General features: G+C 44.7%; 8 protein-coding genes. 1 reads left to right on the forward strand and 7 read right to left on the reverse strand.

What is annotated here, in order from left to right; translation table 11 throughout:
• The 5 genes from MHB84_RS30370 to MHB84_RS30390 form a co-directional block, all read right to left on the reverse strand.
• On the reverse strand, positions 1-1,770 hold the full coding sequence (locus tag MHB84_RS30370) for an ABC transporter ATP-binding protein (RefSeq protein WP_076291133.1): 1,770 nt from the start codon (positions 1,768-1,770) through the stop codon (positions 1-3).
• A complete protein-coding gene (locus MHB84_RS30375) occupies positions 1,767-3,512 on the reverse strand; it encodes an ABC transporter ATP-binding protein (RefSeq protein WP_076291132.1) in 1,746 nt (581 codons plus the stop codon). Before MHB84_RS30375 ends, MHB84_RS30370 begins: the two co-directional genes overlap by 4 nt.
• Positions 3,513-3,648: 136 nt before the next feature.
• Positions 3,649-4,380, reverse strand: a complete 732-nt coding sequence (locus MHB84_RS30380; protein ID WP_076291131.1) for a Stf0 family sulfotransferase — start codon at positions 4,378-4,380, stop codon at positions 3,649-3,651.
• 445 nt (positions 4,381-4,825) lie between these two features.
• Positions 4,826-5,650, reverse strand: coding sequence for a stalk domain-containing protein (locus MHB84_RS30385; RefSeq protein WP_076291130.1), 825 nt, complete (start codon positions 5,648-5,650; stop codon positions 4,826-4,828).
• A 120-nt stretch (positions 5,651-5,770) separates the two neighbouring features.
• Positions 5,771-7,006: an MDR family MFS transporter gene (locus MHB84_RS30390; protein ID WP_076291129.1), complete on the reverse strand. Its 1,236-nt coding sequence runs from the start codon at positions 7,004-7,006 to the stop codon at positions 5,771-5,773.
• Between the two features lie 148 nt (positions 7,007-7,154).
• Here MHB84_RS30390 and MHB84_RS30395 point away from each other — a divergent pair, with 148 nt between their 5' ends.
• Positions 7,155-8,921 (forward strand): ABC transporter substrate-binding protein, encoded by a 1,767-nt coding sequence (locus tag MHB84_RS30395; RefSeq protein WP_076291128.1) that lies wholly within the window; start codon positions 7,155-7,157, stop codon positions 8,919-8,921.
• Between the two features lie 105 nt (positions 8,922-9,026).
• On the opposite strand, the gene MHB84_RS30400 is transcribed toward MHB84_RS30395, so the two are convergent.
• Complete coding sequence (locus MHB84_RS30400; RefSeq protein ID WP_076291127.1) at positions 9,027-11,666, reverse strand: PAS domain S-box protein; 2,640 nt, start codon at positions 11,664-11,666, stop codon at positions 9,027-9,029.
• A 201-nt stretch (positions 11,667-11,867) separates the two neighbouring features.
• On the reverse strand, positions 11,868-14,252 hold the full coding sequence (locus MHB84_RS30405) for a polyprenyl synthetase family protein (RefSeq protein WP_076291126.1): 2,385 nt from the start codon (positions 14,250-14,252) through the stop codon (positions 11,868-11,870).
• Positions 14,253-14,300 lie beyond the last annotated feature (48 nt).

Consider the following 14,300-nt stretch of genomic DNA (forward strand, 5'->3'; position numbering starts at 1 on the left):
CTATCCTACTTTAACCGGTGTTTGCTCACCTTGCCAAAGTAGCTGCATCTCTTCATTAGTAGCAAGCAAATCTGATAAGCTGCCCTCGGCCTCAATTCGTCCATCCTTCATGACGATGATATGATCTGCCTTCGCAAGTGCTGCTCTGCGGTGAGATACCGCAATACATGTGACATCTGGCTCCTCGAACAAACCTTCCCAGACCTGTTGCTCGGTTTCCACATCCAGCGCACTGGACAGATCATCGAAGATGAAGAGGTCTGCTTCCGTCATAAGCATACGTCCGGTAGCCGCGCGCTGAATTTGACCGCCTGACAGCATGACACCTCTTGGACCTACGGACGTTTCGAGTCCTTGATCCAGGTTTTGAATATCCTTATCCATAACAGCCAATCGAATGGCTTTTGCAAGTGCGACTTCCGTACGACCCTGTTTGCCCTGAACAATATTCTCTTTCAGCGTATCACTGAACAATCGAGGTACTTGCGGCGTATATGCTGCTCTAGGCGGCATCAGGAAGGTAGCGGGATCGACATCTTTGCCATTCCAGCGAATCGTACCCTCCTGTTTGGGCAGCAGTCCCAGAAGTGTGCGGACCAGAGTCGACTTGCCAGAACCGATCCGTCCAGTGATGACCAGAAATTGTCCCCGCTTCACACGGAAGCTGATATCCTCTATTCCATTTGCAGAATGAGGATATTGGTACGCCAGATTGCTGATTTCCAGCTCTCTTAGCTTCTCTTTGGGATCTCTCTGTTCATTAGGTAGCTCAGGCGGATCTTCATTCAGATACGTCTCTCTGAAATCCATGATCCGGTCTTCCTCCCCAGGACGAAACAGGGTTCGCATGCGGTCAAAAGATACTTTGAGCCGTTTATGCTGGAATACCATATAGCCAAACAATGAAATGCTAAAGCCAATATTGGCAAGATAACTGGTGAACAAGGCAAAATTACCTACGGTGAAATTGCCGGATTTCATCTCGGCCGCACACATCAGGAGAATGAGACCTGTACAGATACTGAGCACATGCTGATTAAGTGATCTCATCCACTGTTTGAACAGATTATCCCGGAGTGCAGCTTGACGACGTTCTTCATTGAGTTTGTTAAAGCGAGTAGAGACATGCTCTTCTGCCTGCCCAAGTTTCAATGCCTGCACAGCCCCAAAGGTTTCAGCAATGAAACTGGTGATTCGTCCTGTCGACTCACGATTGACCTGAGCATATCGACGAGCCCGATTACCTGACAAGTTATTCAGCAACGTTACGATTACCAGTGGCAACACAGCTACCAAAGTGATTTTCCAATTAATGTTCGCCATGATGACTATGGATACAATAGCGAACACGAGCCTTCCCCAAAAATCCACCCAGGATTCTACGTACTCAACCACTTCATCCACATCATCCCGAAAGCGACTCATCGCCTCCCCCGGTGAAGCCGGCAGATTACGTCCTGGCCAGCGCATAATCCCAGCGAGCATATTGGTACGCAGAATGGCTTGAATATGGTAAATGTACGTGATCCATGCATAGAATGCGGCAAAAAACGTCCCTACTCTTACCGCTCTGATCAAAGCAATGAAGATCAGCGGAGCTGCCAGCCACATATAATCACTGGAACCCGCCGTTGCCCGGTCAAAGAACCACTGCATCCCGATCCCTATTGCCAGCGGCAAAGAATGGAATATGCACCATGACAATCCGTTGATCAAAAATAGAAAAGGCCTGAATCGAAATAAACGGCCTATGAATCCTGTTACATTCACGCTAATTCCTCCTCTCGCCCTGTAATCAGCAATCTGGCATAATGTGACGCCGGATCGCTGGCGAGCACTTCTCTGGCTCCGAATTCCAGTACCTTGCCATCACCCAGTACCATAATCTGATCGACCTTCTCCAGAGTAGCCAGGCGATGTGCAATAATAATTCCCGTACATTGCTTCATTAACTGATCAATGGCAGACTGAAGCATGCTCTCTGTGGCAGCATCCAGCCGTGAGGAAGGCTCATCGAGAATAACCAGACTTGGTTCAGTCAGAAATACTCGCGTCAAGGCAAACAATTGAGCTTCCCCAGCGGACAATGAAGAACCACCTGCCTTCAGATGGGTGTCCAACCCTGCCGGTTGTGATTCAATCCAATGACTTAATCCAAGTCGATCCGTTGTCTCCTTAATGATCTGATCCGAGACATCCAGATTGAACAGCGTTAAATTGTCTCGCAACGTACCGTCGAACAGCTGTACATCCTGAGTAACCATACCAACCCTGCGGTAAAGTGCAGGCAAGGTAAGCTCTGTAATATCTTTGCCACCCACACGAATTGTTCCGCTATCCAGATTGTACAGGCGCAGAAGTACCCGACTGAGACTTGATTTTCCGCTACCGGTACGACCGATAATGCCAAGTCGTTCGCCAGGTTTAATGGCAAAGTTAATATTCTGCAATACAGGTTTATCTTCGTTATAACTGAAGTTCACCTGTTTGAATTCCAGACCAAGCGGCCCTTCTGGTAGCTGATCTTCTCTTCCGTTCTCGATCTCGCTGCGTAAAGACAACAGTTCTCTTGATCGAAGCATACCTGATTTCGCCTTCTGAAACTCTTGAACCTGATCGCCCAGCATCTCAATCGGATCATTAAGCATCTGTGTGTATTGATATATCAGAAACAGGGTTCCGATGCTGATGATGCCTTGCATGTAATAATGAACACCGAGCAGAAGTACTGCCGTGACTGCAAGTGCGAACAGAATGACCGTCGTATTCCATGGAATCACCCGAAGCAGCCAGGCTTTCCTTCCTTTTTGAAATACAACACGCATCGTACGATAAAAGCGATTCATCACATACGGGACATGCCCGTTCGCTTGAACATCTTCAATTCCCGCAATACGCTCTTCAATTAATCCGAACAAGGATGCACTCGCTTCCCGCTCATTTTTGGAAGAGTTTACTCCCAGGTTCCGAATGAACACCATAAATAGAATCGATAATAATGTAAACACCGTCATGACGATCGCAATCGGTACGTTTACAGTGAACATAAATCCGAGAATTCCGGCAAGCAAGACAAAGCTCCCCACCACCTGCACAATGAACATCGCGAAGAAGTTGGAGATACTCGTCACATCACCATCCACCCGTTCTATCATCTCTCCCGGCGTCTTCACATTATGAAACCGCATATCCAGACGCAGACAATGCTTCAGGAGATCTCCCCGTAACCGGTTCGTTGCTCGCCAGGCCACATCATTCCCCAGATAACTCACGGCTACTGTAATCAATTGATTTACGACGGCAACAATTAGAAACAATCCGGCAAGCTGGATCAGGTTAGAAAGGATTCCCCCACTTGCCGCTGTATCAATGAATCGTTTGATAATCTGTGGATTCAGGAGCTGCAGCCCTGTTGACGTTAGCAACATCACCATAAGTATGGCCAATCGGCCTTTGACTGGTTTTAGATATTGCAGCAGCCAGGACATGGAGCGTTTCTCTGTTTTGGGCATAACCCCTCACCCCTTCGTATAACATTTCTTTTCATTGTGGTGATTCAAAGCATTTTGCTCCCTCACTAAGATGAATCATACATAACAACAATAAATGCAACATTTCCAACTCGTGGATGAATCTTACCAATTGTGTTTACCATTTGACATTCTCCCAATCCCTCTGGCATTCTTCCCGAAATCTTTGCACCCATTGTTCAGAAATCTCGTCTGCGATCGGGTCAAAGAAAGGGGGCGAAACGGTCACACCGTCAGTTTGAACATCCAAAAACGCTAGCACTTTCATGACGGTTCCTTCGTAATCCTGTATAAAATCCTCATAAACAATTGTCAACGGCACAATACCTGACTCGGACAGGAATTCTTCAATTGCTGCTTCGCACATATTACTCTCCACAAGCAGATGTTTAATCGCATCAAAGTTATATTGATCTGCAATATCTTGTAACTGAGGGCTGTCTCCGTGCTTGCGGTGCCATTCACCCGAGACAATGGCTCTCCACCATGACACAGCCAATCTGACTTTGTTGCGACGCGTCATGTAAATATGCTTGGTGCAATTAGGGAAGCCCGTACTCCATACCTCAGCCCGCGATAACGTTGTTGGCAGACTATAGAGACTTCGGAATGCGTCAATCCATCGTTGTTCAAAATTAATTTTGATTCCGAATACTCCGTTCGATGTTGTTCCATGATCCCAGATCTGCTCCAGATCTTCACGCTTTAATGTGTCTGGGCTCTTATGCTGATAATGCAGCCACTCGCTCAGATATCCTGCCACACCCGTAGAACTTAAAGCTTCACCAATCAGAGTACTGCCGGTTCGTTGGGAAAACCAAATGGTATAACTTTGATTAGGTCGTTTCATATCGTTGCCTCTCTTTCTCCCCTTGGGGTGATTTCCCACCAAAAAGTACTACAAAATCTCCCTTCTATGTGCAACAAATTGGGTGGAATGCATGCAAAAAAGCCATAGATGAACTAATGTCATCTACAGCTTGTAACAATAAGAGAATCATATGAAATAAGAAGCGTTTCCGGATTTCTCCTCTGCACGCAATAATGATGAGCGTCCACGACAGGGGTGCACAAACATGACTGTCTAAACGCCAACACAAAAAAACATTGGTTAAGTCACTTGCTCATGCGTATTCAGTTATCGATTCAGAATGCGCCCTGTCTGGAACATGTTCATCTTAACCACCCGTCACACATATTTGTTGTTTATTGTATTCGCTCTACTGTAATCCGTCAAGATAATATTAACTCAATTGTTATTTCCTTCATGCCACTGAACATCTTATGCGGCGATTTCAACGATCATAACCCAGATAGGGAATTTCTCTGAGATTAAACATTAACTGATTCACTTTCCATACACCATTACGGTAAACAAGTTCAATATTTCGATCATTTACATAATGAGAATCACCCGTTAATGTATTTCCGATTACGAACGATTGGGATAATGTCGCTGTTGTACTGCTTGTATAATAAACGGAAGTCTCTGGAGCATCATATACCATCCAATCACTTACTAGATCCTGTCTCTTGAGAATAAATTGGATTAAATCTTCAGTGAAATAAGGCTTGAAATACATACTGACCTGCTTGATCTGAGACAAGCCTGAAATTTCATTCAATTTCTCTGACAAAACATTTATTCGTCCCTTTGTTATTTTCACAGAATCAGGTATTTGGATGGTCTCCTCTTGCATACTTACAATCATGTTTTGTTTATTCAAGTCGATGGTTGCCTGTTTAGTTTGTGGATTCCACTCTAGCTTGGCTCCTAACGTTTGGCTGACAAATCGCAGCGGAACATATGCTGTATTTCCAATTATTTCAACAGGAGAATCCATTTTGATTATCTGTTCATTCACTCTCGCATTTTTAAAGTTAACCACAAGCCAAATTTCTTTTTCATCCGTTTTAATTCGAATGCTCTTCCCATCCTTATACCACGTTACATCTGCCCCCAAGTTGCTGGACACAACCCTCAAAGGAATTAGCACCCGGTTATTGGACAATACGCCAGTCCCAATCTCGAGTGTGGCATTCTCAGCTAAACTTGGCGTTGAAAACGCGGCAAACATAGCACACGCCAGCAATGTTAGAGTGAACTTTTTAAATATCATTTGGAACCTCCATGAGGAAATGTTTAACTAATTAAACGTTGGTTTCTCATTGAAAGTTACCTTTCTCAAAAAAAGTTAAAAAGCTGTTGCCTAAGTGCCATGCAACTGGCATCACTTAAGCTAGGCACTCACTTGTATGGGTGTGGTCTCCTTCTCCCTGATGACAAGGCGCTTATGCGCTACGATAAGAAAAGGCAGTCCAAGTGCAGTGGTCAGTGCCAGCGGTACAAAAACGAACAGACCATTCCCCGTCCCAAATTGGGTTAATAGGAGCCCTCCAAGAATCGGTGCCATGACGCTCCCCAAGTTATTGAATCCAATCGTGCCAAAGTAGGTCCCTTTCCATTCGGGTTTGGCAATACGATCAATCAGCATATCCATCATGGTGAACATGAGCACTTCCCCAATGGTGAACAGAATGACACTGATCATCAGCAGCATAACACCTTCAGCTATGCCAAACAGGAACAGACTTGTTGCGACCAGCACGTTTCCAAGTATGAGGGGTACAACCGGCGGGAATTTGCTGGCCACTCGCACAATCGGGAATTGGATTACAAGCACAGTCAACGCATTGAGTGAAAGCATATAGGAAAACACTTGACTTCCATGTTCAAAGAGAGGATTCTGGGCCACATACTGAGCCAAGGTCGAGCTAAAGTGCCCATACCCGAGTACGCAAAACGTAGTTCCGATAAGTACTGGCAAAAATACACGGTCGCGTCCCGTAGTAGCCAGTGCATCTCGTAAACGAGGTGCTGCTACCTGAACATGTTCCGGCAGATTTGCACGCTGCAATCGAAATTGCAGGAACAAAACCAAGCCGTAAACGATATATACCAACCCGGAGATCATGAACGGAAATGTAGACTCCGCTGATCCAAGCTGAAGACCGATAATCGGTCCAAACACGACACCCAGATTAATGGCCGCATATCTGAGGTTGAAGACAAGCAGTTTATTTTGTGGTGGAGTAATATCCGATAGAAGTGCACGTGACGTGGGCTCAAACACGGCGCGGCATAAACCGTTTAACGTATTGGCCACAAAAAATACCCACAGATGCTCAGCTGCTGAAAAGATGAAGAAAACACAGGCCCAGCCAAATACGGAGACCATCATGACCACTTTGCGGCCGATTCGATCGGAAATATAACCTCCATAAAAGCTGACCATAACCCCCGCCAGAGAACTGACCGCGACGGTAATTCCAGTCTGTGTGGGTGTAGCTCCCAGTACCTGAGTCAGATAAATGGATAAAAACGGGATGCTCATGGACGTAACAAGACGTCCAAACATCGTTCCAACAATGATGGTCCAGGCTAAAGGGTGAATTTGACGTAAATGCTGCTTCATGCGTATGGTTCTCCTGTTCTAGATGTTTTTGTCTCAGATGGGCTACCTTTGCCCTATCCCTTTATGTATAATTGTATGGATCAAAGGGGGAAATAAAAGTGTAAGAAAACATGCGCACATTTCACCTTTTATGAAGGAGCACATTCATATGGATACAGCAACAACCCACTATCTGCGTCTCGCCACAGCAAAAGAACTTTCTCTTCAATTTCATGAAGCGGTTCCGGTAACGATCGAAAGCCTTTCGGCTGCCCTATGCTGCACTCCACGAAACGTGAAGTTTATTCTGCGCAAGCTGGAAGAACAAAGCTTTATTCACTGGCAGCCCGGGCGTGGCCGGGGTCATCATTCTGAGATGACATTGCTGCGCAGTGTGAATGAGGCGCTCGAGGAGAGCTTTTTGGAGCTCATGGGCAGAGGCAAAATGAAGGAAGCGATCGAGTTGATTGGCAGCACAGAGAAGAATGATGCTCTCCGGGAGCGGCTGCTGAATTCGTTAAATAAACAGATGGGATTCCACAGTCATGCCGAGAGCTCTTCCGGTCAGGACGTGCTTCGCATGGTAAGGTCACGAAGATTGGCAGAGCTGGACCCTGCTTTTGTGTATACCGCTTTTGAAACCTATCTGCTTGGGCAGGTATGCAGCACGCTAATCACCTATGACGCCAAAACAGGAACTTTCCTGCCGGATCTGGCGCATATGTGGGAGTACAACGAGGATCACAGAGTTTGGGTTTTCTATCTGCGCAAAGGTGTGCGATTCCACCATGGTCGGGTAATGACATCCCAAGATATCCAAGCTACATTAGAGCGCTTGCGCACTGTAGACAGTCCATTCATTTGGCTATACCGGGATATTGAGCGTACCGAAGTTGTCGGGGATTACTGCATTCGTTTTTATCTAAGTCGGCCTAATCGTTTTTTCCTGAACCTGCTTAGTTGTGTCTCAATGACGATTCTCCCCTATGATGTCGATGTAACCCAACAATTAATCGGTACCGGACCTTTTCGGATCAATGAAATAAATGAAACGGTGTTGATCATTAGCTCATTCGATGCCTATTATGGAATCCGTCCTCATCTGGATCGAGTAGATATCTGGTTTGTGCCCAATCTGGGTCCTTATGAACGTCATTATGAGTTACCAGGAACAGACCGACTTAAATTGGCTACAGACGATACGGGGAGCAACAGTGTTGATTATCCAGCAACAGGATGCCGATATATGCTGATTAATTTTCGTAAAGCCGGTATTCACCATCAACTGGAATTTCGGCAAGCCATGCGCATTGTTTTCGATCCAGTCGCTTTGGTGAGGGAACTTGGCAGCAATCGAATTACACCGGCAAACAGCTTTCTTCCCTGGAAAAGCGCAGAGCATGCCTGGCGCGAGTCTTCACTTGAGGATGCCCGTGAGCTCCTGTACAGCAGCGGATACCGGGGAGAAAAAATCATACTTGCGTATACTGTAGCTAAAGACCAAAAAGAAGCAGAATGGCTTAAACAGCGCGGAGCCAGCATCGGTTTATGTATTGAGTTGCAACCCTTCGTTGAATTTCCCAATGTGAGAGAAACAAGCGAAGCCGACCTAATTATCGCAGAAGAAGTTTTGGAAGATGACTGGCAATTTGGCATGATTAATTTCTTCATCAACAAACGTAACTATTTTCATATTTGTTTATCACCCGATTTACAGTCCGTATTTTATCAAAAAATGGAGAATTTCCTTCAGCAAAATGAAGAGCAAAGGTCGTCGCTGCTCAATGAAGCAGAGGATTTGCTTCGCGATAACTGCTGGATATTGTACGGCTGCCATATGAATAAAAAAGCATTACTTAATCAAAGTCTCTTTGGCCTTCATACCGCTGAGTTTGGGTTCATGGATATCTCCAAACTATGGATCAAAAATCAGTAGTTTAGCATTCTGAGATATGAACATGCAAAAAAAGCCGCTCCCTTATCATCGATAAGGGAGCGGCTCCATTGCCATTCAAAAATCCGTTTCTACGGAATATGGAAATCAATTGTATGCAGTGGGATATTTCTTTATTTTGTAAAACTCCTCCATCACTTGCATAATAGATTCACTTTTAATGGGTTTGCTAACATACGCATCCATTCCAGCCTTCAGACATTTGTCCATATCCCCTCTAACTGCGTTCGCAGTAACTGCAACAATATAAGGGCATGCCTCTGGCCGCATTAATTCCTTAATCGCTTTGGTCGCTTCGAATCCGTTCAGCCTAGGCATGTGCACATCCATGAACACAATATCGTACGCACTTCGTTTGACAGCTTCCACTGCCTCTATTCCATCCACTACATAATCGACAAGATGTCCTTTCTTCTCAATCATCCGGCGCAGAACAAGTTGGTTCACCTCATTGTCCTCGGCAATTAGAATTCGAAGTTGATCAGTTTTATTTTTTTTCTGTTGTAGATCATATCTGTTGAATTCCTCCATGTTGCTGGCTTTAAACGATGCTGTAAACATAAATGTGGTCCCCGGATCGTCCGAATCCTCAATCCAGATATCACCCTGCATAAGTTCTACAAGCTTCTTACTGATAGCCAGTCCAAGTCCAGTACCTTGAGGCTTACGCGTCATGAAATTCTCCAATTGGTAGAAGGCTTCGAATAAATGCTTTCTTTTCTCCACTGGAATTCCTATCCCTGTATCCTTCACCTTAAACTGAAATTGAACGTCATTGTATTCTTGTCCGATAACCTTCACCTCGATCTCAATACTGCCTTCCGGGGTGAACTTTACTGCATTACCAATGATGTTGGTTAGGACCTGTTTTAGACGGTAAGCATCCCCAAACAAGGGAACAGGAATGGCGTCATCCAGGCTTAAACGAAGATCCAACTGTTTCTCCCGAATCATTGGTGTTACGATCTTAACCGTCTCTGTCACAATCTCCTTAAGATCAAACGGCTCATCCACCAGATCGGTTTTACCCGACTCTATTTTGGAAAAGTCCAGAATATCATTGATAATCGCAAGCAGTGAATCCCCGCTCTTTTGAATAATCTCAATATATTCCTTTTGTTCCCCGCTAAGTCCAGGCGTATCCAGAAGCAAATCCGTCATCCCAATTACGCCGTTCATGGGTGTACGGATCTCATGACTCATCATTGCCAAAAACTCACTTTTGGCTTTATTCATTCGTTCGGCAGTCTCTTTGGCTACAAGAAGCTTTTTCTGTTCCGTAATATCCTTGGCAATCAGGTAGAACCCTACGTTTTTCTCATTAATAATGATAGGCGCAAGCGTTGCCAAAACTTCTGTCTCAGAACCATTTACGTGCTGAATGGCATTGATTTCTTTTTCAGCCATCTCATACTGGCTATTAAGAATAAGTCCAAGATGATACGGTCCGATAAACCTGCATATACTGGTTCCGATCATTTCCACAACCGGGCATCCGGTCATTTTCATAGCTACCGGGTTGGCATTTATGATATTACCGTCCATATCAAAAGAAATGATGGCATCATGATTATATTTTTTGAGTGAAGTATATCGTTCCACCGATTCCTGAAGTTTGAATTCGACGAGTTTACGCTCTGTAATATCCTGCAAAGTTCCGTTTAACTGTATCGGTTGTTGATCTTCATCAAAGGTAATTAATCCTCGCAGATGAAGGTACTTTTCTTTACCATCAGAGCCCAGATGTCGATATTCAAAATCAAGCGGTTGACCCGTTTTCACCCATTCAATACATGCCTTCAATCGCTGCCCCTCTGTCGGCTCCATGAATGAATAGATATCGCTGGCCTTATACAGCTTGTTTTGATCTAAGCCAAAAATCTCGAATATCTGATCAGACAAGGAAACATGGCCACTCAGCATGTTCCACTCCCAACTGCCGATCATGGCTATTCGTTCAGCTTCTGCACTAATTTCCTCATGTTTCTTTCTCTCCGATATATCTCGACCAATGGCAAGGATTTGTTGTTCTTGCCCAGGCTCCCCGATAACCTTATAGGTGGTTTCAAACCAAAGACGATGTCCATCTTTATGATGAACCTGCATATTCAACATATGACCTGTGCTCAAATCGATCTGGGAGACACGTTCCAGGTCCTGCGGGTGAAAAATAGCGGTATTGTTATTTCCCACCACTTCTTCTGGCGTATAACCAAGCAGATTATAAATGGAAGGAGAACAATAGCGGCAAATACCGTCAAAAGTTGCAATATAGATGATTTCCTGTGCATTATCGGAAATAAGTTTGAACATTTCTTCCGTTTGAAGCAGCTTTAGTTCGGTTGTTTTATGTTCCGTAATATCTACAACGTGGCAGATAAAATATAACGGTTCACCGCTGACCTCGTTCCGAGCCAATGATACATGCATTGATATCCATAAAATATCTCCATTTTTCTGAATATAACGCTTTTCGTACCTGTACTCTTGCGATTTACCTTCACACAGTGCGCTTTCGTACTTCAGATCCTGTGCAAAATCATCGTGATGGGTGATCTCCTGGTAATGAAGATGGATTAATTCTTGAGCTGTATAACCCAGCATACTGCAAAAAGCAGGATTCACTTTCATCCACTGTCCTGTTGGAGCAACAAGTGCAATCCCAATAGGTGCTTGATTATAAATCTGCTCAAACAATTCGTGATGATCGACCTTTTGAACCTGCATCTTAAGCTCTCCTTTTGGTGTATAAACACAATATTTGCTTAATACCCGATTTTTCAATTGTTGAAACATATCATTTCCTAAAAGTTTGTGTCAATAAGCAAAACAAGGCCTGGATTCTATTTATATTCGAATCCAGGCAACTTTGTATTATTTCATATTTAACCATGCTGAACATGGGAATGGGATTAGTCAGGGAAGATTTTAACGCTCCCGTCCAATGATGTAATCCAACAAATGTCTCAGAAAAGAAATCGGCTTTGGCATTTCGTTGAGCGCCTCGGTAGCCAGACAATAGTGCTCCCACATCTCTTTCTTCGCGCCATCCTCGCCCAGAATGGATACAAAGGTTGAGCTGTTGTTCCGCGCATCCTGTCCTGCCGGCTTACCGAGTACCTGATAATCCCCTTCCAGATCCAGCAGGTCATCCTTAATTTGAAAGGCGATACCTGCATGATACGCAAACTTCTTTAAGGAGGCAATCTCCACTTCCTTCACTTGTGCCAGAATAGCTGGCATCACAAGTGCAGCCTCGAAAGCAATACCCGTTTTGTAGAAACAGATCATGTTCAATTGTTCCAAAGTGAGCGTTTTTCCTTTGGCATTCAGATCCATCGCCTGCCCCATACACATATCCTCTGCTTTTTCAGCGGAATATTGAATCAGGGTAAGCACGGTTGCGGCATCAAACTGATTAAGGGAAGATTGCTCGCCAATGGCCTTTTGGATGAGAAATAATCCTGTCAACTCCGCTGTTGCGCTGTTATGCACCTGATGTAAGGTCGAACGGCCTCGGCGGGTCGAAGCATTATCCTGGGTCGGCAGATCATCAAAGATCAGTGAAGCGGTATGCATGTATTCCAGTGATCTCAGAAGAGGAATGATAGACGATTCATGCAGTCCATATTCACGTACACCCATCACCCAGGTTAGGATCGGCCTTAGCCGTTTTCCATCTCCTTGCAAACTGTAATTCGCTGCATCAATAAGCGTGCCTTTCATCTCCGGAAGTCCACCCGGTTTGGATATCTGTAATTCAATATTGATCTGTTCACGAACCGTACGAATCGTATCCAGAAAATCCTGTTTTTCACGCTTGTCATTCTGCAATTGGAGGATAACTTGATCCCGCAGCAATTTATCCAAGAAATCCACATCACCGGCTTTTCGCACCATTTGCTGAATGAGGCGATTGAATTCCGGTTGTCCGGAGGCAAAGATGTTCATCACTTCATTGTATTGTTCTTGACCCAAACGTTCTCTACAACGCTTTAAACCATTAATAGCCCGATCCAATATGACCTCCCGTGTCTTCGCATCCGAATGGTACACCTCATGAATCAGATAAGAGATAACCGCCCAGTATAGCTCATACGGATTGATCAGATCAGGCCGCAGGTCACGATACTTCAGATAGTAGGTATACGGAGTCACTGCCCCTTCCTCCATATCGTCAAACATATCAGCGAAATCGTCCGCGAGCTGATTATATATGCCATAGTAGAATGTCCGCAGATCAAAACCTTCATCCGCAGATGCACTGAGCACGGAGCGAACAATGAGTCTGGAGGATGAGGATTTAATAATAATCGGAATATAAAGTTCTTCATTGGAATAATTCGCGTTCGACAGTTTCTTGGCACGGTCTATTTCCTGAGATTGAAAGAATACATAGGATTGCTCGAAGAATGTGCGCTGCGTCTCAGGGCGCTGGTAGTTCTTGATATACTCGAATGCATCACGCAGCTCTCCATGAACATATTGAATGACTTTGAGATTGGCTCCCTTCCATTCGCCGATATCCGGCACAATTCCGGTGAGAAGCGCATTTCGAATCAAGAGAGAATACTGTTCCTTCTCTTGCGCAGTCAATGCCTGCGAATCCAGCAGGTCATCAATAAATGGATAGGTCAGCCCATAAGAATAACCAAGCCGAATTGCAGCATCCAGCCTCGCGGAACGTTCTGCCTGGGGAGTCTCATCATTCATATCATCGTTCACATGCAGAACAACGCCCAGAATGATCTTGAGCAGCTTGCGCTGCGCCTGTTCTGCGTCCAGTTCTTTGGGGATATTGGAAGCGACATTTTTTAATTTGCTGATGACCCAGATAACAGCTTTTTCCACGTTCTCCTTCTGAGCCCATCGATACAAGGCGGCCAGACTGATATAATCCGGACTTTCCTTGTGACGGGTTGTATTTGAACGTATAAAATACGCTTTGGTATCCTGAGCAACACGCTGAATGCGTGCCTGGGTGTCCAAGGAATCCAGTGCTTTGCCCAGATCCCGCATATAAATATAAGAAATACTGCGATCCAGGTAATCATCCAGTTTGCCTGTAACATTCAGCCAATGGATATATCTATGAGCATCCCGGGAATCCGGTTTTCTTTGACTTGGTGATAAAAAAGATAACCAGGAAAACGGTTGAACATGTCTCTTTTGCCACAAGTGAATATCTTGCGTAAGCGCAGTGATATACGTGTTATTCAGAAGTTGTTCATGAAGAGAAGTAAAATACTGAGCTGCTTTCTGCTCAGCCAGCTGATATCCTGCATCAGCCTGATCTGCGAGTACGTTATTCATAGGATGGATACCTCAACTTCTCATAATGTTAAACATGTATCCATGAAA

Origin of the sequence: Paenibacillus sp. FSL F4-0087 (assembly GCF_038020215.1) — a bacterium.
Taxonomy (GTDB): Bacteria; Bacillota; Bacilli; order Paenibacillales; family Paenibacillaceae; genus Paenibacillus; species Paenibacillus taichungensis.

Bases quoted from the DNA above. Each gene is read 5' to 3' on its own strand.
- MHB84_RS30390 (WP_076291129.1), bottom strand. From the start codon at position 7,006: ATGAAGCAGCATTTACGTCAAATTCACCCTTTAGCCTGGACCATCATT.
- MHB84_RS30400 (WP_076291127.1), bottom strand. From the start codon at position 11,666: ATGCAGGTTCAAAAGGTCGATCATCACGAATTGTTTGAGCAGATTTAT.
- MHB84_RS30405 (WP_076291126.1), bottom strand. From the start codon at position 14,252: ATGAATAACGTACTCGCAGATCAGGCTGATGCAGGATATCAGCTGGCT.
- MHB84_RS30385 (WP_076291130.1), bottom strand. From the start codon at position 5,650: ATGATATTTAAAAAGTTCACTCTAACATTGCTGGCGTGTGCTATGTTT.
- MHB84_RS30395 (WP_076291128.1), top strand. From the start codon at position 7,155: ATGGATACAGCAACAACCCACTATCTGCGTCTCGCCACAGCAAAAGAA.
- MHB84_RS30380 (WP_076291131.1), bottom strand. From the start codon at position 4,380: ATGAAACGACCTAATCAAAGTTATACCATTTGGTTTTCCCAACGAACC.
- MHB84_RS30375 (WP_076291132.1), bottom strand. From the start codon at position 3,512: ATGCCCAAAACAGAGAAACGCTCCATGTCCTGGCTGCTGCAATATCTA.